This window comes from Pseudomonas sp. 8AS, from assembly GCF_902506505.1.
Classification (GTDB): Bacteria; Pseudomonadota; Gammaproteobacteria; order Pseudomonadales; family Pseudomonadaceae; genus Aquipseudomonas.
The window spans coordinates 1,949,718-1,974,436 of the sequence record NZ_LR733406.1 but is presented as its reverse complement, the minus strand read 5'-3'; the positions used below and the strand labels follow the sequence as shown (position 1 = coordinate 1,974,436).

22 protein-coding genes are annotated in these 24,719 nt (G+C 59.8%); all 22 read right to left on the bottom strand.

Going from position 1 to position 24,719, the window contains the following annotated elements; translation table 11 throughout:
* Nucleotides 1-69: 69 nt before the first annotated feature.
* Nucleotides 70-366, bottom strand: coding sequence for a flagellar protein FliT (gene fliT, locus GV001_RS09230; RefSeq protein ID WP_160079338.1), 297 nt, complete (start codon nt 364-366; stop codon nt 70-72).
* A 29-nt stretch (nt 367-395) separates the two neighbouring features.
* Complete coding sequence (fliS, locus tag GV001_RS09225; RefSeq protein WP_160079337.1) at nt 396-776, bottom strand: flagellar export chaperone FliS; 381 nt, start codon at nt 774-776, stop codon at nt 396-398.
* 69 nt (nt 777-845) lie between these two features.
* Nucleotides 846-1,238, bottom strand: a complete 393-nt coding sequence (fliS, locus tag GV001_RS09220; protein WP_160079336.1) for a flagellar export chaperone FliS — start codon at nt 1,236-1,238, stop codon at nt 846-848.
* Nucleotides 1,239-1,241: 3 nt separating this feature from the next.
* Nucleotides 1,242-2,666: a flagellar filament capping protein FliD gene (gene fliD / locus GV001_RS09215; RefSeq protein WP_160079335.1), complete on the bottom strand. Its 1,425-nt coding sequence runs from the start codon at nt 2,664-2,666 to the stop codon at nt 1,242-1,244.
* 310 nt (nt 2,667-2,976) lie between these two features.
* Nucleotides 2,977-3,330, bottom strand: a complete 354-nt coding sequence (locus GV001_RS09210) for a flagellar protein FlaG (protein ID WP_160079334.1) — start codon at nt 3,328-3,330, stop codon at nt 2,977-2,979.
* 77 nt (nt 3,331-3,407) lie between these two features.
* Nucleotides 3,408-4,583, bottom strand: a complete 1,176-nt coding sequence (locus GV001_RS09205; protein ID WP_160079333.1) for a flagellin — start codon at nt 4,581-4,583, stop codon at nt 3,408-3,410.
* A 374-nt stretch (nt 4,584-4,957) separates the two neighbouring features.
* Nucleotides 4,958-8,467, bottom strand: coding sequence for a glycosyltransferase (locus GV001_RS09200; RefSeq protein ID WP_256664891.1), 3,510 nt, complete (start codon nt 8,465-8,467; stop codon nt 4,958-4,960).
* A gap of 95 nt (nt 8,468-8,562) precedes the next feature.
* Nucleotides 8,563-9,810, bottom strand: a complete 1,248-nt coding sequence (locus tag GV001_RS09195) for a class I SAM-dependent methyltransferase (protein WP_160079332.1) — start codon at nt 9,808-9,810, stop codon at nt 8,563-8,565.
* Between the two features lie 81 nt (nt 9,811-9,891).
* Nucleotides 9,892-11,043: a hypothetical protein gene (locus GV001_RS09190; RefSeq protein WP_160079331.1), complete on the bottom strand. Its 1,152-nt coding sequence runs from the start codon at nt 11,041-11,043 to the stop codon at nt 9,892-9,894.
* 1 nt (nt 11,044) lies between these two features.
* Nucleotides 11,045-12,187: an FkbM family methyltransferase gene (locus tag GV001_RS09185; protein WP_160079330.1), complete on the bottom strand. Its 1,143-nt coding sequence runs from the start codon at nt 12,185-12,187 to the stop codon at nt 11,045-11,047.
* A 20-nt stretch (nt 12,188-12,207) separates the two neighbouring features.
* Nucleotides 12,208-12,828, bottom strand: coding sequence for an acetyltransferase (locus tag GV001_RS09180; RefSeq protein ID WP_160079329.1), 621 nt, complete (start codon nt 12,826-12,828; stop codon nt 12,208-12,210).
* Complete coding sequence (locus tag GV001_RS09175; protein WP_160079328.1) at nt 12,825-13,955, bottom strand: aromatic ring-hydroxylating dioxygenase subunit alpha; 1,131 nt, start codon at nt 13,953-13,955, stop codon at nt 12,825-12,827. The genes GV001_RS09180 and GV001_RS09175 overlap by 4 nt, the downstream gene beginning before the upstream one ends.
* Before the next feature lie 40 nt (nt 13,956-13,995).
* Nucleotides 13,996-14,628, bottom strand: a complete 633-nt coding sequence (locus tag GV001_RS09170) for an acetyltransferase (RefSeq protein WP_160079327.1) — start codon at nt 14,626-14,628, stop codon at nt 13,996-13,998.
* An 8-nt stretch (nt 14,629-14,636) separates the two neighbouring features.
* Nucleotides 14,637-15,404 carry an SDR family NAD(P)-dependent oxidoreductase gene (locus GV001_RS09165; RefSeq protein ID WP_218583059.1) on the bottom strand — a complete coding sequence of 256 codons (768 nt, stop codon included), beginning with the start codon at nt 15,402-15,404 and terminating at the stop codon, nt 14,637-14,639.
* 33 nt (nt 15,405-15,437) lie between these two features.
* The gene (locus GV001_RS09160) at nt 15,438-16,478 is read right to left on the bottom strand and encodes a ketoacyl-ACP synthase III (protein ID WP_160079325.1); all 1,041 of its coding nucleotides are present in this window, start codon (nt 16,476-16,478) and stop codon (nt 15,438-15,440) included.
* A 2-nt stretch (nt 16,479-16,480) separates the two neighbouring features.
* Nucleotides 16,481-16,708 (bottom strand): acyl carrier protein, encoded by a 228-nt coding sequence (locus GV001_RS09155; RefSeq protein WP_160079324.1) that lies wholly within the window; start codon nt 16,706-16,708, stop codon nt 16,481-16,483.
* Nucleotides 16,709-16,787: 79 nt separating this feature from the next.
* Complete coding sequence (locus GV001_RS09150; RefSeq protein WP_160079323.1) at nt 16,788-17,930, bottom strand: DegT/DnrJ/EryC1/StrS aminotransferase family protein; 1,143 nt, start codon at nt 17,928-17,930, stop codon at nt 16,788-16,790.
* Between the two features lie 238 nt (nt 17,931-18,168).
* Entirely contained in the window at nt 18,169-19,476 is a 1,308-nt protein-coding gene (gene flgL, locus GV001_RS09145; RefSeq protein ID WP_160079322.1) for a flagellar hook-associated protein FlgL, read from the bottom strand.
* Between the two features lie 102 nt (nt 19,477-19,578).
* Complete coding sequence (gene flgK / locus GV001_RS09140; RefSeq protein ID WP_160079321.1) at nt 19,579-21,657, bottom strand: flagellar hook-associated protein FlgK; 2,079 nt, start codon at nt 21,655-21,657, stop codon at nt 19,579-19,581.
* Nucleotides 21,658-21,666: 9 nt separating this feature from the next.
* Nucleotides 21,667-22,842, bottom strand: coding sequence for a flagellar assembly peptidoglycan hydrolase FlgJ (gene flgJ / locus GV001_RS09135; RefSeq protein WP_160079320.1), 1,176 nt, complete (start codon nt 22,840-22,842; stop codon nt 21,667-21,669).
* Nucleotides 22,843-22,853: 11 nt separating this feature from the next.
* Nucleotides 22,854-23,954 carry a flagellar basal body P-ring protein FlgI gene (locus tag GV001_RS09130; RefSeq protein ID WP_160079319.1) on the bottom strand — a complete coding sequence of 367 codons (1,101 nt, stop codon included), beginning with the start codon at nt 23,952-23,954 and terminating at the stop codon, nt 22,854-22,856.
* Between the two features lie 13 nt (nt 23,955-23,967).
* On the bottom strand, nt 23,968-24,681 hold the full coding sequence (flgH, locus tag GV001_RS09125) for a flagellar basal body L-ring protein FlgH (RefSeq protein WP_160079318.1): 714 nt from the start codon (nt 24,679-24,681) through the stop codon (nt 23,968-23,970).
* Nucleotides 24,682-24,719 lie beyond the last annotated feature (38 nt).

The window sequence follows — 24,719 nt, the reverse complement described above, 5'->3', positions numbered from 1 at the left end:
TTGCGTATTCGCGAGGAAAATCAGAATGAAGGGCAAAAACGCGTTCGACTCGGGTCGCCGAAGTCGAACTCAGGTGAACAGTTGGTAGACCTTGGCGCCCTGCTGCGACTGGTTCAGCTGCACCAGCTCACCGGCCAGGCGGCGTTGCTCGGCCTGGCACATGGTCACCAGCTCTCGATAGAGGTCGAGCAATTCCTGCATGCGTTCACGCAGCACGCCTTCATCGCGTACGGCCTCGACCATGGCGTCGTCGACGGCCTGCCGGCACTGTGCATCCAGCTCGCCGATGGCCGCCCAGTCCTGCCGGGCCAGGGCATCGCGCAGGGCACTGCCGGTGGCTTCCAGACGTTGTACGGATGAACTCATGAGATTCCCCTCTCGGCTGACGATATGCATCAGTGACTGATGGCATCCCAACCGGATTTCACATTACGCAGCAGGCCGGCCACTTCATCGATCAGCGCCACATCATTGTCCCGATTGGCCTTGAGCAGGCGGGACACCATGTACTCATAGAGTCGATCCAGGTTTTCCGCGATTTCGCCACCCTTGGCAAGGTCCAGCCCGCCGCGCAGGCCGCCAATGATGCCAATCGCCTTGCTGATCGACTCGCCCTTGCTCGCCACTTGGCCGTACTGCATGGCGCCCTTGGCCTGGGCCAGGCGAGTCAAACCACCCTCCATCAACATCTGGATCAGACGATGCGGGGTGGCATCGCTAACTTGGGCATTGGTATTGACGTTCTGATACTGCTTGAGGGCTGCCATTGCGTTCATGATTGCTCCGCTAAGTCATTGCCTGGATACAGTATTTGTATCGGCAGCGGCCGGCGAAGCTTTAACCCATTACGCGCCGTTTGCGGGCTCCACTTCGGGACCGATGGCCTCCCAGGCCTCGCGTATCCGCGACAACAGGCCAATCACCTCATCGAGACTGCGCGGCGTACTTTCCAATGCAACCCCTGCCAGTCGGCGCACCATGTAGTCGTACAGTGCATCGAGATTTTCTGCGATTTCGCCGCCCTGCTCCTTGTCGAGACTGGCCTGCAGCACGCCGAGAATGGTCAGACTGGAGCTGACTGCAAGCCCGCGAACCTCGACATTGCCCCCCTGCTGCGCCTGCCGCGCCAGAGTCAGGCGATTGTAGGCCCCCTCCAGCAAGAGCCGCACGGTTTGATAAGGGGAAACCTCCTGGCTAGTGGTCACCTGCTTATAGGTATCGATCGGCTTCTTGGTCATTGATTAGGAATCCTTCTTCACCACGCCAGGCAAACTGCCCAGCGCCTGGGTTAAGCGTTCGCCGGTCTGGTTCAGCTGGCCGACCAGCGAATCCATGGCCTGGAACTGCGCATACAGGCGTGCCTGCACCTGCTCGATCCGGCGACCCAAAGCCTCGCGCTGTTCGCCAACCGCCTTCAAGGTGCCCTGCAAGCCATCCATACGCTGCTGCAGGATGCCGCCGCTTTTGACGTAACCATCGATCTTGTCATTGAGGCGGCTCATCAAGCCCTTCTCGCCAAGGAGGTAACTGGCCACCGCCTCATAATTGTCGCTCAGGGCCGTGGTGAGCTTGCTGTCATCGATCTTCAGCGTGCCATCTTTCTGCGTGGTCACACCCAGCTCGGCCAAGACGCGAATGCTATCCTGACCGGCATATTCGACCAGCTCGCCGCGCAAGCCAGACAGCACCGAGCGCACCGAGGAATCGCCGACCAGACCACCTACCACAGGTGCCTTGCCCACACCGACCGGCGTCACGGCGGTCAGTTCATTGCTGGTGGTTATCAGTTTGTTATAGGTATCAACGAATTTCTTGATGCCCGAGGTCACGGCCGACTTGTCGATCGCCACCGTGACCTTGGTGTTTACCCCTACTTCCGCCTTGAGCAGGCTAAGGGTCACGCCGGAAATGGCATCGCTGACGCTATTGCTGCTGGAGCTCAGGGCAATGCCATCAATCTCGAGTTCCGCGTTCTTGGCCTGACTGATAAAGCCCGCACCGCTGCCCGCCGAAGCTAGCTCACCGACTCCGACAGCAACATTCAGCGTGCTCAGGTCAATGCTGGCGCCTGCGCTCATGCTAGTCGCCTCCAGCGCCACCGTCTGGCCTGCGCCCGTCCTGTCGGAGCTGAGCACCAGCCGCGCTGTGCCCGTTTGCGGATTGTTGACCACGGTCGCCGCAACACCTTTGCTGGCAACCTTGGCATTGATGGCTTCGGCCACATCCTGCAGCGTGGCGCCCTGGGCGATATCAACCACGCCGAGGCTGGTACCACCCAGCGCAACCGTCAGCTGGCCGGCATCGAACGTGGCGCTCGCCGCCCCCGCGACGGCGGCACTGGCCACCTTGCTGCTACTGGCCAGATTCTTGACCTGCACCTGGTAGCTGCCCGCCACGGCATCCTTGCTGGCCGTGGCACTCAGGCGCGAGCTGTCGGCAGAACTGGCACTGCGTTTCTGGAACAGGCTGGCGTCATTCAGGCCCTTGAGCGCCGTTTGCAGTTCACTGAGCGCACCCTTGAGCTGACCCAGCGCAGAAAACTTGGTAGTGGTGGTCTTTTCCAGGCGCGCCAGCTGTGCTTCCTTCGGCGCTTTCTGGGCGTTGACCATCGCCCCGACAATGCTGTCGATATCGATGCCCGAACCTAATCCGGAAATACCTGCCATGACCCTCACCTCACCAATAGATTGACGCCTAAGCACCTGGATGCTTCAGCAGTCAAGAATCGTGCCGCACGCGCGGCAGAACCTCAGAGCCTGTTCAAAGCCTCGCGAGCTAGAGTCAGGCAAGGCGCTACGTTAGTAACAGCCTGCGACTGGTCAAAACGCCGAGGAAGCAGAGTTTACGAGATGTAAATGAGCATGACTCGTTTCACTCGCCCTTCGGGTCGCGCTAAAGCGCGCTAGCGGCAAGCCGCTTTCTGATCCCGATTTCAACGCAGCCTGGCCGACGCGCAGCAGCGCTTTGAACAGGTTCTCAGGCTTCAGCCCTGAACAACAGGCTGCGCACCTCATCCAGGCTTTCGGCCAGTTTCAGCGCTTCTTCAGTCGGCATCTGACGAATGACATCCCCGGACTGGCTATCGGTAACCTTGACCACCACGCGCCCTGACGAGTCGTCTACCTGGAAGTTCAGGTTGCGCCTGACCGACTGAACGAAATCCTGAATGCTGGAGACCGCATGCTCAACCTGACCACGCGAAGGCACGGGCTGTTCGGCCTCGACCTGTTCGGCTTCGGCCTGAGCCGCCACGGCAGGGCGTTCGTTCTCGACCGACGGCAGATGAAGCACGCCCCCGGACGATGAATTTTTGACAGAACCGACTTCCATAATGGCTTACCTCTGATGGCAAGACGGGGGGAAGCGCCCAGCGCTCCCCCCCGCAGTCTAACGCAGACCTTGAGCCGTTACTGCAGGAGGCTGAGTACCGCCTGCGGCAGCTGGTTGGCCTGGGCCAGGATGGCGGTACCTGCCTGTTGCAGGATCTGGTTCTTGCTCAACTCCGAAGTCTCGGCAGCGTAGTCGGTATCGCGAATCCGGCTACGGGCAGCAGAGGCGTTCTCGGCGATGTTCTGCAGGTTGGAGATGGTGTTCTCGAAACGGTTCTGCACCGCACCGAGATCGGCGCGCTGGGAATCGATCTGCTGCAGAGCATCGTCAATCACCAGCACGGCTTCCTGAGCCCCAGCAGCATCAGTGATATCGATCTTACCCACAGTATTGCTAGTCGACGCTGTTGAATTACCAGTGACAGTGGCAAAGGCTGCACCAGTAGCAGTGCCCGCGGCGAAGGTGATGGAAGTGAGGGCGTTAGTCGTAGGGGTAGTGGCATCACCTTTACTGACCACCTGATAAGCCCCAGCAGAATCCTTGTGCACACCCACGCCCAAGTTGGCGTCGTTGATCGCGGCAGCCAGCTTGTCAGTGATATCGGCCGTCGTATCAGTAGTTTTCAGCGCAACATCCAGAACCACGTTAGCGGTACTGCCCGAAAAATCGAGAGTCAGAGTTGCGGTACCAGAGGCAGTGGCTACCGCGGTGGCGCTACCAAAGACGGTCTCGAAGAAGTTGCCCTTGAGCGACTCGGTGCTCGCCTCAGCGACGCTCACGCTGATGCTTTCGTTGGCTGCAGCGCCGACCTGGAAACTGGTCGTACCGAAAGAGCCATCCAGCAGTTTGCGACCACCAAAGGTGGTGGTATTGCTGATACGATCCAGTTCTTTCTTCAGCTGACCCACTTCATCGTTGAGCGCCTTGCGTTCGCTGGTGCTGTTGGAGCCGTTGGCCGACTGCAGGGACAGATCACGCATGCGTTGCAGGATGTTGGTCGACTGCTGCAGCGCGCCTTCAGCGGTTTGCGCCAGGGAGATGCCATCGTTGGCGTTGCGCACGCCAATCCCCAGGCCGTTGACCTGGCTGGTCAGGCGGTTGGAAATCTGCAGGCCAGCGGCATCGTCCTTGGCGCTGTTGATGCGGAAGCCGGTGGAAAGACGCTGCATGGAGGTATCCAGCGCCCTGGCAGAACCATTCAGGTTGCGCTGGGTGTTCAGAGAAGCAACGTTGGTATTGACGGTAAGAGCCATGGTGTTTGCCTCCAATAGGCGGGTACTAATAAGAAAACTGGGTTTCGCGAGCACTTGGGCGGTCAGCCTTGCTCAGGCACCCAGTTATTTCGCATTCAAGATTTATATCGGCGGCAACCATGCAAGCTTTAGGGGGGAATTAGAGAAATTTACTGAGCCTTTGTTTTTGGCATTTTACTCATGCCCAATCAGCCCACCCTCCGCCAAGATGAACCTATATCGGCCGCCGTGGACAAGATTTGAAGGAGATAAACGGCTGACCCGATCAATGGCGGGCCAGTCGTTTCACGTGAACCGGTCGGTGAAAACCTGCGTACCGATACTGAGATAAACCGGCTTCACAGCTGACGACTGCAGGTGCCCTGGCACGACACCTAGAGGCCCGGTAGCCAGGCCTTATGCCAGTCCTCCAGATTCGAACCTTCAAGCATCCAGCCCTCAAGCACCTGGGCACGCAATTCATCGCCAGCCTTTGCCGTGGCATCCAGATCGCTGAGATGCATACGGATCGCGTCAACCCAGTCGCGGAAGCGATTCTTGACTCTCGTCACCGGCAGCCCTCCCTGATAACAACGTACATCGCTGCTTATCACCGGGAAGCCACACGCGCCGTACTCCAACAGGCGCAGATTGCTCTTGCACTCATTGAACAGGTTCTGCTCCAGCGGGGCCAAGGCAAGGTCAAGGTTCAAGCTGGCCAATTTCGCCGGATACGAGTTGATCGCAACACCTGCATGAATTTCTTTGACGTAGGGGCGGATCTTCTCTGGGCATATGCCAAAGAAAACCCAATCGACTTCGTTGGCCAACTCGATGACCACATCGGCAATCAGCTCAAGATCCCCGGCATGGCCTAGGCCACCCGCCCAGCCAACTCGCGGCCGTGTGGACACTCTGCGTTCAGCCTGCAACCCTAGCCACCAGTGTGTCGGCAGGCAGTTTTCAACGACGCGAATTTCGCCGTGCATGTCGGCAAATGCCTCGGCCAACGCCTCAGTAGACACCACGAACCTGTCGACACAGGCGAGCCCGCGCCGCATGGACTTGAGAATATCCTTGGGCATGTGCTGCCTGTGGGCATTCTTGAGCGGCAGATTGGGTAGGTAGTCATCCAGTTCGTAGACTTTGAAGGCCCGCGAAAACGCTTTCATTCTGCGCATCGCCTCCAATCTCTGCTCGCCGATTTGCCGCTGCAAAATCACCACATCAGGATCGAAGCGCTCCAGCTCGGTCACCGGCAGCAAACCCGCAGTGACTATGCCCTCAATCAACCCTGCATCCTGCTGAGCCTTCAAGGGCTGCATCACTCGATAATGACCACAGCCAAATCGATCCGCAGGGTGCGCCAGCACTGTTGGCACAGGCTTCCACCCTTGCAGAGGACGCCAAGCCAATTGCCAATCGGCCAACAAGAAGCTTTTCCCCGAATTCAAGCCAAAGCCTGGGTTGTAGGCAGGATCGCGCGCCAGCTGAGGTAGCCAACGGGCATACATCGCGTCTTCCTCTTCCGCGGTGGGGTCTGGCAAGAGGGGGGCGTCCATCAGCAACTGCGCACGTGGCGTCCACACGTTCAGATAACCCGCCTGCCGCAACCTGAGGCACAGATCGACATCTGCCCAGCGCGATAGCAGGTGACTCTCATCGAACCCCCCCGACTCAATGAAGAGCTCCCTACGCAGCATCAGGCATTCGGCGCTGAGCGCTGAGTAGTTCTGCTCGACATGCAGGCGCTGCATATAGCCCGGCTCGTCGTGCCCTAACCCTTCAAAAGCACGCCCGGCCGGACCATCCAAGCCGAGCAGCAAACCAGCATGGTGAATCTTGCCATCGGCTGATAACAGCTTGCACCCGACCGCTCCAACCTCCGGACGCAACGCGTGATTGAGCAATTGCTGCAGCCAATCCCGCTCCAGAATGCCCCCGCCTGCCCCCAGCCACAGCAGCAGACCGCCACGCGCCTGCAGCGCAGCCTGGTTACACAGGGCTTCACGAGATACCTCGCTGCCAAAGCGCACAACCCGAATACGCTCGCTGCCCATCTGTTCAACAGCAGCCAACCAATTACAGACATCCACGACATCGTTACCGTGATCCAGCAGCATCACTTCGTAATGGGGATAGGCCGTATTTTCCAGCAAGGTATCCATGCACCGCTGGATCTGTGCCAGTTGCCCCTTGACTACAATGAGGATGCTTACCAGCGGTTGCTGCACATGCCCATAATCCAGCTGGTAGCAGCCAGGAATGCGAGCGCCCAGATGGGGCTGCTCGTAACCTCGCGCACGCAGATGCCGTTCGATCACTGCGCGCTCGTCTGCGCTGTCGCGCATTTTCAGGACATCGCTCGCCAAGAGCGGCTCACTGATATGCCCAATCCCTGCCAACCCCTGCTGTTCGATCAGGCGCAGCTGATACTCCAGCTCGAAGGCCTGGCCGAAGCCATCGGCGAAACCGCCCTGAGCTTGCAGCGACGCACAGCGGAACAGCCAGTGGCGGGACATACTGGCCGGGAAGCTGAGCAAAAGGTCGAGATTGAGATCCGGTCGCAGAGCGAGCCCCAACTCTCCGTCGTCCTGGCGCATCACTTCATCGGCATATACGGCCAGGCAGGACTCTGGCGCATCACCCAGATCCAGTGCCGCGATCAACAGGCCGCTGGCGGTGAACTCGACACCCGCCTCGACCAGTAGGATCCAGTCTGCCTGCAGATCGGCGATGGCTCGATTGAGACAGGCCACCCACTCACCTTCAGCGGACCTGTCACTGACACCTGCGGAGGTTGGTGAAGTGACAACCCTCACAACCATATTGCGATAAAGATTGGTGGTTTCCAGGCTAGCCAGGGTTAGCTCGACGGCCGCTTGCTCGCCCTCGCGCTCTACCAGCAAAATCGCGATGTGCGGTCCGCCGCCCAGCGCCTCGAGACGCTGTTCGATCAGCACCTGTTGCGCGTTGCTCGGTCGGCGCGCCTCCAGCCAGTCGGAGAGCGACACGCCGCCCAGACCACTGGCTCGCTGGATGGCCGCCAGCACGTCCACTGATTTGAATACGCGCGCCTTCAGATGAGTGATAGGGGCTACACGCACGAACCTGCTATCCCGCTCTGCCAAGAACCAGCCAAGCTCGCGAATGGAGCGACGGAAATCGGCATGTCCCTGGTCACCAATACCGAGCTGATCCCGACCGACCTGACTGAACTGATCCTGCGACACTCGGAAACTGGTCAGCGGCTTGGACAGGAAAGCCAGATTGCCCCGCTGCAGCAGCTTCGCGTACAGGGCCAGGTCACCCACCCAATGAATCAAGCAGCCATTGAGCGACATCAACTGGCCACCAATCTCCAGCAGATCGGCGCGGCGAGCCATTACGCAACTGGGCTCACCAATGAAGTTAATCGTGTACTCGGCGAGGAACGACACCAGTTCAGGGCCGTCGACAAGCACATTGTCGGAAAACGGGAAGCAGGTCGCCAGAATGTTTGGTAAAAGCTGGCCTTCGGCGTCGATGCGCTGGCGGCGCGAGGAGGCCATGGCGACGCTAGGATCGCTCTCCATTACGGCGACCAGCTCCGCAACGCAGTCGGGTTGCAGCACATCATCATCGTGCAGGAACTTGATGTACTTGCCGCGCGCCAGCTGGATGCCTTTCGCGGTGCTGCCATGCTCGCCCAAGCGGATTTCGTTCTTAAAATAACGAATCGGGAAGGATGCCAAGGCCTGTTTCTGCTCGGCCATTTCCGCGAACTGCCCACCGGCACTGTCATCACAGATGATCAGCTCCAAGGCTGGATAAGTCTGACCGAGTACGCTATCGAGTGCCTGCTCGAAATACCGGAACTTGTATACCGGCATAATGATGCTGACCAGGGGAGATCCACTACTCATACGAAAAACGTCTTCCTGTCGGGTTAAATGCCAGCGGACACCTAACGAAAAAAGAAACACCCATACCACAGCCGCAGGCGAAAGCTACGCAGAAATTAAGAAGCAACCACAAGCGAAGCGGAGAAATCGGCGCCTCGGGACAGTAACCGCACCGTTCTCCCGCACACCTGCATCCACTCCTTCAAGGCGGCCCACTCTCCCTCTTCCCAATTTGGATAAACAGCACTATCCCGCCAGTCGCAAAGCTCATCGAAGACGACCACCGTTCCGGGAATGATCAGGTGGTCGAGCGACTTCAGAACATAGATTGCGGAGGAGTACAGATCGGCATCGATATGGATAAGAGCAAGCGGCTCAGCATGCGAACTGAGCCATACCGGTAGCGACTCATCAAAAAATCCTGGATGAACCCTGACATTCCCGCCGTCGAACCTAGGCAACCTTCCGGTGGAAAAATGGCCTGTTTCATAGGTGGAACTCGACGATCTGATCCAGGGCTCGGGAAGACCGCGGAACGAGTCGAATCCATGGAAGCGTCGGTAGGGCTGATTTTCCGACATGGCCCGCAGGCTCCCGCCCTGGAAGACACCGAACTCTGTCACGTCCCCGGGCAAGGCCGCGCAACGCAAGCTCCAGAGCAGATTCTCTCGGTCATCGGCATGGCACTCCGGAAGCGCCCGGAAAGCGTCGATCGTCAGCGAGTGGCCACCCCATACCTTCCCCGGTATGGGACGCAAGTCCGGATTGGGACTCCAGTTCAACTCGGGAATATCGCCGTTGAAGTTCTGAGCCGGTCCTATCTCCACAGGGAAATAGCAGCTCAGCGCTTCGATATCCCCCGCATCCATCCTCAGGCGAGGCAAGACAGCACAGGCCTTTCTGACAATGACCGAGATGTTGTAGCCATAGCGCTTGATGACTGCATCACGGCAATCGAAGCCGGCGAGGATGAGGTTGTAGATCACCAGGCCGGCATTCCATATGGAAACATGGCCACCAACGATATTAGGTTTGGCCGGCGGTACAGTAATCGCCAACACTCCACCTGTTTTCAGCACCCGATAAATCTTTTTCAGAAACAGCTGAACGTTCAGCTGATGCTCCAGAACATGAGAGCACCAGATCATATCGAACGGCTCGCAGAAATCGTAATCACAAAATTCGCCGTGAATATCCGCGTCCCCCCAATGTCCGCTGGAGTCGATCGTCACAACTGACTTCAGAGCCTCCCGGAACACTCGAGCATGCAACCCCTCCCCGGATCCAATATCCAAAACTGTCTGGAACTGATATTTCTTCAAGACGAAGTCCAAGGCCTCATCGGCCAGAAAAACACCATCCACTTGACCACCCTCCAACCGTTTCGGCCTGAATATCACACCGGATGACGCCTGCCGAAAACCAGGATTAACCTTCCAAGGCTTTTAAGCGACTGCGCAGAGCCCCCCCCCTGCCCGCTCGAAAGCCTCGCAAGGTATCTGTCGCTCCCACGTCATAACTTTCGAGTAGTCCCACCACTGATCCAGCACCTCTCGCGCATGGTGATGGGCTAAAGGCGTCAGCATGCCGAGACGTGGCGACGTACGTTCGGGAGTCAAAATCTGGTGCCAGAAGGACGGAGAAACCCAGGTGTGGTAATGCACCTGTTGATAGTGGTCCAGCTCCATACGTTTCTGGCTTGCGAGGGGCACGAAAGGCTTGAACAGGGTATGGGCTGTCTTGTCAAACCAAGCCGCCTCCTGGAGCAGGCCGGAAGATATCCCCAGCAACTCGATGTCCTCTTCCGCACTAAGTATCTGGTAAGCGTTCTGGTGACAGGGCATCACTGGCTGCCCGGTGATGCCCGCCAATGCCGCCCTTTCCTCTTCGGCAAAACCACCAGCCAAAGGATGGGCCTTGTGCAGCAGCGGACGCCCTCTGACGAGTTCACGGATATGCTCGGCGAACTCACCACAGCGATGCGAGTTGCCATCAGGCGACAGCAGCGAGGCGTCATAGGGAGCCTGTCCAATGAAAACCAGGCACTCACCTAGCGAGAAGTCGAAGCGCCGCGCCTCCTCCAGACGCACCATTTGCATACGAACATTGGCTGCCAACTGCGAAGCCTCCAGGCGCAGTTCCTCGTCGATCACTACCGTTTCCGAGATGCGCCGGTAGTACTCTGGGTTCGATGCACGCAAGGCAACGTACAGATCGCGGCCAAAGCGCAGGGGGGATACGCGAATGTCCATAAAAGGAATCCCCATCTCCACACACAGATCGGTCAGCCAAGGTGGCATCTCGAAGGACAGCACGAGATCACAGTCTGGAAGGTGCTCGAGCAGGTAGCTCCGAGCACTTTCCGGAATCTGGTGAAAGGACCGAACCCAGTCGTACCCTGCGTCGGTGACCAAGCGTCGGAAGGTCTCGACATCGAAGCCTGGCAACAGGCTATGAGTTCTCTTGCCGCCGGGAGGAAAACCTATGCGGATGCCACAGCCCTGCAGGATGGGCTCCCGGACGAGGTCGAAGAACCCCTCGGGAAACGTTCGGGTACCGCGCAGCAGATCCGGTAAGAGAATGATTTTCGCGGTCACCTCATCCACCTGCAGCCGTTGGCCAGTCGACATAGAGGATTGTGTCGTAGAAAAACATCGAGTAATGCCTCAGGCGCAAACTGGCGCCAGGGCCAATCTGGTCGATGACGGCGACGATATCGAGAAGATCCAGAGCATGGTGGTAGCAAGTAATCGCCATGCGCGGGCGGCAGCGCCCGATCAGTTGAGCGCCACCACGAAGCACATTGGCTTCGTGACCTTCAACATCCATCTTCAGCAACGTCACGTCGTCGAGTACGTCGTCCAGCCGGATAGAAGGCACCTGGATATCGCCACCCTTCTCTGCGCGACTTCCCATGGTGCCCTTGGCCGCAAACGACAGAAAGCCATCAGTGTCGGAAACAGCCTGATGGTGCAGGACGAGCCCTTGCGCTGATGCATCACCCAACACGTCCTGCATGGCCTTGAAGTTTGCCGGGTCGGGTTCGAAGGCATGGATCGAGGCAAATTCATGGCGAACTGCAGCCATGAATTTCTTCACGGTGTCACCATCATAGGCGCCGACATCCACGTAATGCTCGTCAGTACGCAACTGGATGGGATGCTCGCCTCCACGATACAGGGAGAAATATTCCTGCTCCCCCGAGCACAGCACGTCCAGCAGGGACGCCCGGTTGCCGTCCATGCGCATACGCATGATCGCATCCAGCGTACGGCGGCTCAGGTCGTCCTCGAATCGCTCTCGCAGCGTCGCAAATTCGGCCTGATGCGCAAGTGTCTGAGAGCGGGTCACTGCACCGATCTGGTAAACCAGAGGAATGTCCAACAGATAGAGGAGTTCCGGAAGATCTACACACTCGCACTGAGCCGAAACGGCTATTTGCTGGAAGGTCAGCCAAGTTGGCAGGGAATAGGCGCAGTTCACCACGACCCCTCCCTTATAAGGATGTCCTTCCCTCAACTGCGCCAGTAGGATTACATCGTCGAAACCATAGGCCTCAGCCTTGTTTGCGAACAATACGTCATCGACGGCGATCAACCGGACCGACGGAATCCGTCGGGTCAGTTCAGCCACGACCAGAGGCCTGTAGATGCCCCCCAGGTAGGAACTGGGCGCCAGCAACAACACACTTCCGGCGCGTTTGCAGCACTCAAAGAAATCCGCCCTCTCGGGGCTCGTCATGATGGACACTAGCAAAACCCTCAATTGCTCAGGATACGTGCCCCTTCGGGCATCAGTCGGTCGTAAAAAGAGCGGTTCGGAAGAAACTCAGGAAGCACGCCGGGCAGAAACCATTCGCAATACCTTCCGATCTTCGTTCCTGCCAACGTTACGCTGCCGCTCCCCAGCGTGCTGCCGACGCCGATTTCCGTGCCTCCTCCCAACAACACTCCGGAATCCAGAGTGACGCAGCTTCCGAGACGACTGCCCGTCTCGATGACAACCTGCCTACTCAACCAGCTTCCCGTGCCCAGGCTGCACCGATCGGCCAGATTGCATCCCGGCCCGACGTAGACATTACCCAGCAGCCGGACATCGGCACTGACGATGGCCCGGGGCGAAACGATATTCAGAAGCCCGTAACCAGCCAGCCGTACCTCAGCGATCAGCTTGTGGCGAGCGAAATTGACGGCTCTCTCGTCCAGCGCAACGAAAACCTCGGTCTCGGACGCGACGTGACGCTCGAACAACGGGCTCAGATCGAAGTTATAGCGATCGGGAGAATGCAGCTCGATCCGCCGGCAATCCAGACCACTTTCGCGAGCCGTCGCATACGCCTGCCCAAGCGCCCTTCCTTCCCCTATAACGAGCAGGCGCTTCATTCGGTCACCTCCAGAACATGAGCCCGATACCATAGGTGCTGCTGCACCAGGTGCTCTTCATAATCGCCATGCATGAAGGACGCAGAATGTGCGCCGAGCCCGTCCTGCAGCCGCTCCAGCACACGCGTATCCTCAGCGATCACGGCCCGCTCGCCACGAATCAGGGTGCTGAGCAAGGCGGTGAAATCCGTGCGTACATCCTTGCGCCGGGCGCTCATCATCCAGAGGTGATAGTCGGTCTCTCCCGGCGATACCGGGTCGTACTGCTGCAGCAGAAAATGTTCGCCGCGAACGCTGCAGAAATTGACGTTCGGGTAGATGAACCAGTTGTAGTAGATGTGCTCGTCGCGATACGGCTCGCAAAGTTCGCTGAACCAACTTTTGTAAGGTTTGATAGGGGCGCGCGTCGGATAGCTGAGAGAACTGAGCGCAGGCGCTTCAGCCCTGGAGAGCAGCCCCTTCACCACGGATGGCGCCTCCGGCTCGGCGATGAGGGCCTTTACCGGCGACTCCATGACCGGCAGGAAGGTCTTGGGATGAACGAAAGGCACATGGTTGTAATCTTTCACGTTCTCCATGTTCAGCTTCCAGTTGTATCGCACCCGATGACAGCTGTAGATGATCTGCGAATCCAAATACAGAGACGCTTCGCGTAGCTGCTCAAGGTATTCGGGAGAGAATTGCTCGGGCAGCGGCAATGGTTGCTCAGCGAAGTTTATGAACAGCAACTGCCCCACCTCTTCGATATGCAGCTTGCGCAGGCAGATCTTTTCTCTTTCGGCGGCGGTGAACTGGTACAGGCCATGATTGGGTAAACCACGCAGTTCGCCCTCCACGCCGAAGGACCAGGCGTGATAAGGGCATACCATGGGGCGCTTTCCAGACGCCTCGGTCTGGATGACCGACAACCGATGGGGGCACTGGTTGATGAAGGCGCGTACTCCGGCCTCGGTGCGCTGCACCAGGATGGGGATGCCTGCAACCTTACGAGTGAAGAACTGGTTACGCTCTCGGACCATCGAGGTGAATCCCACGAAGATCCAGAGTCGGCCGAAGAGATAACGTTTTTCCTTCACTAGCGTATCGGGACTCGTGTAATGCTCGGCGTCCAGGACATGACGTGACATAAGTGACACTCTTGTAAAAAGAAGCGGAAAGGGGTTGGGGTTATCGGTGAAACACCACACGAGCGGGGTTACCCACCACCGTTGCGCCTGGCGGCACGTCCTTGAAGACCACAGCCCCCATCCCAACCACCGCTCCCTCGCCGATGGTCACGCCACGGGATATCATCGCGCCAGAGTTGATGACCGCTCCTTTTTCCACATTGACGTGACCGGCCAGCAGGCAACGTGGAGCGATGTGCACGAAGTCGCCGATCACAACGTCATGCCCCAGCATCGTTTGCTGATCGATGAAGCTGTACGAGCCGATCCGGCAATCGACACCACTGCTGACGTCATAGCCAAAAAAGGTCGAGCCATAGCTGGTTCGCGCCCCCAACTCGGTACGAGTACGCACAGAGATGAACTGCGCCCCCTTCTCCAGCAGCGGCAGGACTTGACGCTCGCGGCTTGAAGGATCGCCAACAGCCGCGACGAATATATGTCCCGACTGCGGTTCGAAGCTGTCCGGGTAGCCAAGCCAGGGGTAATACAGAACTTCCGGAACGACCTCCGGGCCACGCTCGTCTAGAAAACCCGCGATGACCCAGTCAATGCCATGACTCCGATCCACCTGAAGTTGGGCTAATGCCTGCCGCCCAAGGCCTCCTGCGCCGAGAATGACTACCTGCTTCATGCCTCACCTCAAGTAATGGTCAGCCCGCCGTCCATGACTAGCGTCGTACCTGTGACCCAGCGGCTAGCGTCGGACAGCATGAAAATGGCGGCATTGGCGACATCCTCGGGTTTACCGAAACCGAGCGGATAGTTGTTCCGTTCCGCTTCCATGGACCCGATGACCTTGGCCGTCGCCTCCAACAAAGGGGTTTCGACCAGGGCCGGCGATAGGCAATTGACGCGAATCCGGCGTTTGACCACTTCCATGGCCAGGCAGCGGGACATGGCGACCAAGGCGGCCTTGGAACCCGAATAGGCGCCGACTCCCGCCACGCCGATATGCGCTGCGATCGAGGCGATGAAAAGGATCGAACCGCCGCCCCCCACCAGATTCCGCTTCAGCAGCGCCTGAGTCAGCAGCATCGGAGCCTCAACGTTGATGGTCTGGACTTCGCGCAGATGCCCCTCGCTCATCATTCGCACCGGGCAGAGCCGCGAGATGCCGGCGCTATGCACGATGCCATTGATCTCGTTGCCAAGGGCAGCGACCAGTTCGGCGCGCTGCTCGGCGACAGTAAGATCGGCTTGGACCGACAGGTGTGGCAGATCGGAAATCGTCCGCAGCGCATCTAGGGCCAGCGTCAGGCGGTCCCGATCACGGCCGGTGACGACCAGTTCGGCGCCCATACGTGCGCAGCTCTGGGCGATTGCCAGCCCGAGGCCTGACGACGCCCCAGTGACCAGGATTCGTCTGCCGGACAGGTTGAATGGATTGAAACGGGTTTCATCGCTCACTTGCGTCATTCCAGGCTCATTGCGTTTCAGGGCTCAGGACTCGATCAGATCCGGAAATTTCGCCCCCTCGATATCGACCAGGCAGGTTCCCCATGACAGGCCGATGCCGAAGCCGGAGAGCAGCACGCGCTTGCGGCCAGCCTCCAGTTCCTTGTTGATTCGTGCGGTCATAGTCACCGGCAGCGAAGCACCACTGGTATTGCCAAAATCGCGCAGGGTCGACGGAACCTTTTCCACGGGCAGGCCGAGCTTCTTGCGAATGGTCTCGTTAATCATGCGGTTGGCCTGGTGGAAGATGAAGTAATCCACCTCATCCTTCTCCACGCCCGCATGCTCGAGGAGTTTTTCCACCGCCGGAGGCACTCGCTGGGTCGAGAAGCTGAGTACCGCCGGTCCGTCGAGCCGCAGGTCCAGTGCAGAGTGCCAATGGTCATCCTCATCGTCACGAAACGGAATCAAGTGCTGCATACCGACCGGCTCACGATGGCCGCCCACCGGCAGGATGATCGCTTTGTAGCCGCTACCGTCGCTGTTCAGGTCGAAGTACATCGGCGGAGCCCCCTCGCAGAACTCCAGCGCCGTCGCCGTTCCCGCATCGGAGAAGATCGGATCGTTGAGGGTGGCGCTCCGATCACCTACCAAAAGCAGCCCCTTCTTGACACCACCGGCAGTGATCATCGAGCCCAGCAGGTTGAGACCGAACGGGTAGGCTGAACACCCTAGATTGACGTCGAACGCCACCGTGGCATGGGGAAGTCCAAGGCGGTCCTGCAGGATGATCGCGGTAGCCGGGATCGGGTAGTCGGGGGACTGAGTGACGACAATCAGCGCATCGATTTCTTCGCGTTTCCACTCCAGACTTTCAAGCAGGCGCTCAGCGGCGTCGAAAGCCAGGTCGGAAAAGCATTGCCACTCAGGAGCCATGCGCCGCGTCTCGATGCCGATATTACGCACCAGGCGCTCGCGCTCGGAGCGAATTTGCGGCTTGCAGTCGGTCAGATTGGAAACGATGCGTTTGGGCACGCAGGTGGCCATGCCTGCAAAACGTACGTTATGGAGAGTGGAAGTCGGCATGATTACAATCCGAGCAGCTGGTAAAGATCGCCTACGGTGGTGACCTTCTCCAGGTCATCGCCGGTGATGACCTTGCCGTACTCCATGTCGAACATAACGATAACGCCGAGAGCTGCCAGCGAGTCCCACTCGGGCAACTCCCGCAGTACCGAACCCATGGTCACTTCGACAGGCTCCTGAAAATCCGTGGCAGACAGAAAATCGTCAATAAACTTCTCTTGAGCACTCATTTCTTATTTACCTTTCAAAACCCATGAAATGCATATTCAAGATATGCACCAACTCATCTCGATCGCCCGCTGACCACCGCTACCACTCTCGATGCGTCCGGGTATTCATCAAACTTGCGGCGGAAATCAGCCCCGCAATCCTTTCCACATCCTGCCTGCCCAGACCGGGATAGATCGGCAGACACAACACCTGCTCCGTGACAGCGCGCGCCACTGGCAGATTGGCCGGCTTGGCGGACGGCCGCCCATGGTACATGGGGAAGTCGCTGATCAACGGGTAGAAATAGCGACGTACCAGAATACCGTTGTCACGGAGGTAGTGATGTAACTCATCCCGAGACAGCGGGAAAGCCTCGCCGACGAGGATAGGGAAATAGGCATGATTGGCGAAAGCCTGGTAGCCGCACTCCAGACAGCACACGCCGGACACTCCCGCCAGAAGCTCACGATAGTGGCGATCGATACTTCTGCGCTGCTCTAAGGCACGGTCGATATGCTTGAGCTGCAGAAGCCCGAATGCAGCGCTGACCTCATTCATCTTGCCGTTGATGCCTGGCATCACCACGGTCACTTCATCGGCGAAACCAAAATTCTTCAAATGGTTAATGCGCTGCAGGGTCATCTCGTCTGGGCAGATGACCGCCCCACCTTCAAAGGTGTTGAACACCTTGGTGGCGTGAAAGCTGAGAATGCTGAGATCACCATGGCGCAAGATGCTGCCACCCTCATCCTTTACACCAAACGCGTGGGCGGCATCGTAGATCACCCGTAGCCCATAGGTGTCGGCAATACGTTGAATCGCATCCACCGCGCAGGGATTACCATAACAATGCACAGGCATGATTGCCGTGGTCCGCGGCGTGATGGCCGCCTCGACCTTCGCCGGGTCGAGATTCAGCGTGTGTGAATCGATGTCAACAAATACCGGTTCAAGGCCACTCCAGAGCAAGGAATGACTAGTAGCGACAAAGGAATAAGGAGTCGTTATCACCTCGCCGGTAATACGCAAGGCCTGTAGGGCGGCTACCAAGGCCAAGGTGCCGTTGGCGAACAACGCGACATGCTGAACTCCAAGGTACTCACAAAGTGCCTGCTCCAATGCTTGGTGCATTGTTCCGCAGTTGGTGAGGATGCGGCTCTTCCATATCTCTTCCAGATAGGGAATAAACTCCTCCAGGGGTGGAAGCAGAGGACTAGTGACCGGAATGGGCTTATCGCTCATGGCAAGGCCGGCATTGGCTGCTCCGTGTGGATGAAGGTGGCATCTTTATGGATGCCACAAAATGGGCGCATTTCATCCTCAAGGCCCCCTTGTAGATATTTCTGCGAATATCACATTGAAAACCATCATTACTCCGAAGACTACAGCACAGAGAACCTCTTCAAGCCGGACAAATACCGACTGTACCAGACACGGACGCCAAACTTCCGGCAACACCCCGCCCCCATCCAACGCAACCTTACCTCAGCTGGTTGAACAGGTTGAGGTTGCTGATCTTCACGTAACTCTGCTGGGCCGCTTCCAGGATGATCGACTGGAACGACAGGCGCGACAGCGCCTCGGCGTAGTCCAGCTCACGCAGGTCGGCCTGCACCGCCTTGTTGACCAGGCTGACTTCTTCGTTGTCGGTCTGCGACGACTCGATCACGTTCAGCCTGGCGCCGATCTCGCCGCGCCCGGCATCCACGGTGGTCATGCCATGATCGAGGTTGGACAGCGCTACGGCGACGGCATCGCGAATGGCCCGGTTGCCGGCCGGGGTATCCACCGTGGTTTCCAGGGTCATGCGCAGGGCCTTGACCGTTTCCAGGATGCCTTGCTTCTGCTGGGTCGGGTCCAGGGTGAATTCGAAGGTTTCGCTGCCGACGGGCGTGCCGTCGAACATCACGCTCACGCCGCGGAACACCAGCTGATCCGAGCTGTTAGGATCGTCATCCAGCTGACCGTTGGCCAACACATTGGGATCGACGAAGGGCGGCCCAGACACAGGAAAAGCCGGTGGGGCCGCCAGGTCGTACACCACATAGTCGGTGGCCGAGGTGAAATGAACACCGATGCCGGCATCCGGGAAGTTGTTTGGCGGCGCAGCGGAAAACGCCACTTCGTCCTGCACCAGCGGCGCGGAGGCGGTCAGGGTCGAGCCCGGCGGCAGCGCTGGCAGCGGCGCCGGTGGCGCCACGGCGAGGCCATCCAGGCGCCCGGCATTGATGATGTTCTCGAACAGTTTCTTGCCGTTGTCGTTGATCGGCAGGCTCAGCGAACTGGCGATCTGCAGTTCACGCTGGCCTTCGTCGCCGACATAGCTGTAGTTGCCCGCGGCATCGCGGACGAACGGCTGGGTCTTGCCCTGGAAGCCGGAGAACAGGTATTCACCACGGGCATTGCGCGAGTTGAACAGGGCGAAGAGTTCATCCTCGCGTTCACGCAGCTCCAAGGCGACGGACTGGCGATCGCCCTGACTGAGCGCACCATCACCGGCCTGCACAGCCAGCTCGCGCACGCGCTGGAGAATATTGTTGACCGCGTTGAGGGTGGACTCTTCCTGGGTCAGGCTGTTGGTGGCCGCCGTCAGGTTGTCCGCGTACTGGGTTAGCACGTTCTGCTGCTGTTCGAGCTGCAGCAGGCGCACCGAAGCGACGGGGTCGTCCGCCGGGGTGAGGATGCGGTTGCCGGTGCTGATCTGTTCCTGGGTGCGGGTGACGTTGCCGTAGTTGCGCTGCAGGCCTTGCACGCCGTTGTTGAATGCCTGGACGGTGGAAATGCGCATGCTTGAGCCTCTTGCTGCAACCGGCGAGCCCCGGTGGGTTCTGTAGGGTGCGCCGTGCGCACCAGACGGTTCATCGGTGCGCACGGCGCACCCTACGACTTATCAGAATGTGTTGATCAAGGTATCGAACAGACTGCGCGCAACTTGAATGATCTGCGCCGAGGCCTGGTAGTACTGTTCGAACTTGATCAGGTTGGCCGCCTCTTCATCCAGGTTAACTGCTGATAGCGAATCGCGATTATCGGTAGCCTGTTTGAGGATCGCGCCCGTGGCTTCGCTGTCCAGCCGAGTCTGGGCGGTCAGGGTGCCCACCCGTTCGACCAGATCGCCGTAGCCATCGGTCAGGCTGGTGCCGGTCGGGATGGTCGAAACGCTAGGGTCGACGCCAACGATCTGCGCACTCTGCAGATCGACCAGCTTGAGCGCATTGCGGTTGTCCGACACACCATTTTGATTGAAGTCGAGAGTGAAGGTATCACCGTTCTGCGGGACGCCGCTGAGAGTGAAGTCAAAGGTATAGGTGCCATCGCTGACCCGCAAAGTGTTCTGCTGACCGGGGACTATTGTGATGGGGCCGGCCGGTACAAAGTCAGCGCCAGAGCCCGAGCCGGCGATACTCAGTTGGTTGGTAGTCGCATCGAAGGTCAGCGTCAGACCATTACTGCCGAAGAAGCCCGCCGCGCCGTCCAGTGCAGCAATGGAAATAGGACTGGGAATGGGGCCGAGAGCATTGGTCAAGCCTGGCTGGCCGATTACGCCGGTACCACGGTTGTTCAACGTCGCCTCGGCCTTGGCTGGCGCGGCGAAAGCCAGTTGATCAGGCTGATCGAGCACCGTTTCAATGTCGGTAGCGCCACGGCGTGTCGGCTCCAGCATGAAACGATCGCCCGCCGCGGGCAGGCTGTCGAGGGTGATATTGAAGCCCTGGTCAATCAGATCGCCCTGAGCATCCGTATAGGTAAAATTCAAGGTCAGCGGGTAAGAGCCGGGCAAAGTGGGATCAGTTGCGAGCGGACTCGTGGTAACACCAATGGATGCGCCATCACTCAAACGCCGGGCGCTGTAGCTGGTGCCATTGAACTCCAGACGGTAATCGCTGGCCGTGAGCAGGCGGGTATCGGTAATGGTCAGCGCAGCATCGGCATTGGAAATATTGTCGGCATAAGGCCGCACACGCAGGTCAGCGAGTTGCGGATCATTGAAATCACCGAACAGCGCCGTGCCGACCTGCCCCTTGAGATCGAGGCCCTGCCCTAACTGCTCGTTGACCTCCGAGTTGAGCGCCAAAGCAAGGCGCCCCAGTGAGTTGAGAGTGGCATCCAGGGCCTCTCCCCGGTAGCGAATCAAACCTCCCAGCTCACCGCCGACCAGTTGCGTGGTCACGTTCTGGCGCGAGTTGCCGCTAACGAACTGGACCTCGAAACGCGTCGGGTCAGAAGTGCCGGGCACTGCTTCAAGGCGATTGACCTGGCTGCCCACGACCAGCGGCTGGCCACTGCCGACGAACAGATTGAAGGTATTGTCGTCCTGGGACACCACGGTGACGCCGATATACTCGGACAGCTGGCGAATCGACTCTTCACGGGCGTCGAGCAGGTCGTTCGGTGCATTGCCATTGGCGGCGGCCACGGCAATGGCCTCGTTGAGCTGGCCGATGCCGCTGGCCAGACGGTTGATCTGGTCGGTGACCGCCACCATCTGCTTGTTGATGAACTCATTCTGGTCGGCCAGGCGGTCGTAGACGGTATTGAACCGGCGCGCCAACCCCTCTGCCTCGGACAGCACCAGCTGCCGTGCGGGAATATTGGCGGGGTCCTCGGCGGCTGTCTGCAACGAGGAAAAGAACTTCTGCAGCGTAGGCGTGATACCGGTGGTGGAGCCGGCCAGCAGCGCATCGAGCTGATCGATCTGGCTCTTGTAAGCCTCGACATCGCCGCTGAGCGCGGTCGAGCTGCGCAACTGAGCCGTGAGAAACTCGCTGTAGCTGCGGCGAACGTCGGTCAGCGTGGTGCCCGAACCTATGTAGCCGGCGCCGCTGAACTGCGGGATGCGCGTGGCCTGCACCGTGTCCTGGCGGGAAAAGCCGGGGGTGTTGACGTTGCTGATGTTGTGGCCGGTGACCGCCAGCGAGGTCTTGTTCGCCGCCAGCCCGGACAGGCCAATATTCAGTAGGTCAGCCATATCTCAGTCTCAGGTCCTGGTGGTCGCGACGTCGACGGACGCTACCGCCTGGTAGGTCTGCATCTTGCGGGCGATCTGGGCAATCTTGCGGGCGTACTGCGGGTCGGTGGCATAACCGGCCTCCTGCAGTTCGCGCACGAAGCGTTCCGGGTTGTCGGTTGCGGCCAGCGCATCCTGATAGCGGCCGTTGCCCTGCAGGAAGCTCACGTAGTCGTTGAAGCTCTGCTGGTAGGAGTCGTAGGCGCGGAACGACGCCGCCTCCTTGACCGCCTCGCCGCCCTTGTACTCGGTGGTCAGCACCCGCGCCGACTCGCCCTGCCAGGTGCCATGGTTCTTGATGCCGAACAGGTTGTGGCTGCTGGAGCCATCCTGCTGGCGAATGATCGACTTGCCCCAGCCGGTTTCCAGGGCGGCCTGGGCCACCAGGTAACGGGCATCGACGCCGATCTTCTGCGCCGCCTGCTCGGCCATCGGCAGCATGGTGGCGATGAATTCCTCCGCCGACTGGAACGCCGACTTGCCCGGCGCCAGCGGCGGCTGGGCCAGGCGCCGACCGCTGAGGGCATCGCTGTCTTGCAGGTTCAGCGCCTGGCGCTCGTCGCTCTTGGCGACCTTGTTCGGCAACCAGTCGGCAGCCGCCAGCGGCTGCGTGTCAGCCTCGCTGCCGGCCGGCACGATGCCCGCCAGCAGGCGATCGGTGAGTTTGCCCGGCAGGCTCAGGCGGCGCTGGTTGAGCAACTTGGAGTCGTCACGCACGCTCCCCGCCTCGTCCTTGAAGCCTTGCGGGAGGGCCGCGACGGCGACTTGCTCGGCTACCTTGGCAAACGGATTGGGCCGCTCGCTGGGTCCTTTCAGCTTCGACAGCTGGCGCTCCAGCACATCGGCCAGGCCGATGCCGCCGCCACTCTTGGACAGGGTCACGGCCAGCTGCTGGTCGTGCATGTCCTGGTAGGTCTTGCTCTCGTTGCTGTTCATGAAGTTGCCTTCGGCGAATACCGCGTTCGCCGAGCGCATGGCCTTCATCATCTCGTTGAGGAACAGCGACTCGAACTCCTGCGCCACCTTCTTGATGTTGCCGTCGCTGTCGCCGTTGACCTTGAACTGGTTGAGCCGGTTCAGGTCGGTGTAGGCACCGCTGTCGAAGGGCTTGCCGCCGCCGAGGCCGGCTGAAAGTCGGGAATCCATGGCCGCCTCCGTCAGATCACGATCAGGTCAGCCTGCAGGGCGCCGGCTTGCTTGAGCGCCTCCAGGATGGCCATCAGGTCGGAAGGGGCGGCGCCGACCTGGTTCACCGCGCGGACGATTTCATCCAGGGTGGTGCCGGGGCCGAACTTGAACATCGGCTTGGCCTCCTGCACCGCATCGATCTTGGAGTTCGGCACCACCGCGGTCTGCCCGCCGGAGAAGGCTTCCGGCTGGCTGACGATCGGGTCTTCGGTGATGGTCACGGTCAGGCTGCCGTGGGTCACCGCGGCCGGCTGCACGCGTACGTTCTGGCCGATGACGATGGTGCCGGTGCGCGAGTTGATGATGACCTTGGCCACCGCCTGCCCCGCCTCGACTTCGATGTTTTCCAGCACCGACAGGTAATCGACGCGCTGGTTCGGGTCCAGCGGCGCGCTGACGCGGATCGAGCCGCCGTCGATGGCCTGGGCCACGCCCGGGCCGAGCAGGCCGTTGAGCTGGTCGACGATGTTCTTCGCCGTGGTGAAGTCCGGGCGGTTGAGGTTGAGGGTCAGGCTGTTGCCCTGCTCGAAACCGCTCGGCACCGGCCGTTCCACCGTGGCCCCGGCCGGGATGCGCCCGGCCGACGGCACGTTGACGGTGATCCGCGAGCCATCGGCGCCGCCGGCATCGAAGCCGCCAACCACCAGGTTGCCCTGGGCCACGGCATAGACGTTGCCGTCTATGCCCTTCAGCGGCGCCAGCAGCAAGCTGCCGCCGCGCAGGCTCTTGGCGTTGCCGATCGAGGAAATGGTCACGTCGATGGTCTGCCCCGGCTTGGCGAACGGCGGCAGCTCGGCGTGGATGGACACCGCCGCGACGTTCTTCAGCTGTACGTTGCCGCCACCGGGCGGCACCTTGATGCCGAACTGGGCCAGCATGTTGTTGAAGGTCTGCAGGGTGAACGGGGTCTGCGTGGTCTGGTCGCCGGTGCCGTTGAGGCCGACCACCAGGCCGTAGCCGATCAGCTGGTTGCTGCGCACGCCCTGGATGCTGGCCAGATCCTTCAGGCGTTCGGCCTGCACGGTGCCGGCGGCGAGCAGCAGGCAGATGACGGAAATCAGTCGCTTCATGATCGATACCTGGTCAGAACGGGAACAGCGGGCTCATGAAGAAACGGTCGAACCACCCTGGCTGGCTGGCATCGGCGAAGGCGCCGGTACCGGAATAGGTGATGCGCGCATTGGCCACCCGGGTCGAGGACACGGTGTTGTCGGTGGCGATGTCGTCGGCGCGGACCAGGCCGGCGATGCGCACCAGCTCGTCGCCGGTGTTGAGGGTCAGCCACTTCTCGCCGCGCACGGAGAGGATGCCGTTGGGCAGCACTTCGGCGACGGTCACGGTGATCGAACCGGACAGGCTGTTGCTCTGGTCCGCGGCGCTGTCGCCTTCGGTTTCGCGGCTGCCGCTGTACGCTGCATCCAGGCTCAGCTTGGCCGCATCGAGAGGATTCAGGTCGCTGTCAGGGTTGTCCACCGACACGCCGCCGCCGAACAGCGAGGTCAGGCCGATATTGGCGCTGCTGTCCTTGGCCATCTTCGAGCCGGCCGACTTGCTCGCCTGGGTCCGCTCGCTGAGGCTAATGGTGATGATGTCGCCCACCCGATAGGCCTTGCGGTCGTCGTACAGGTTGGTTTCGAAACCGGCCTGGTAGATGGCGCCGTTGCTCTGCGCAGCCGGCAGCGGAGTGCGCGGCAGCACCGGAGCGTAGTAGGGATCGTCCGGCTTCGGCGGTGGCGACACGCAGCCGCCCAGGGCGGCAGCGCTCAGCACGGTAAGAAGAGTCATCAGCCGGTTCATAACCACTACCTCACGGCGTTCTTGTTGCTTCAGGCGCT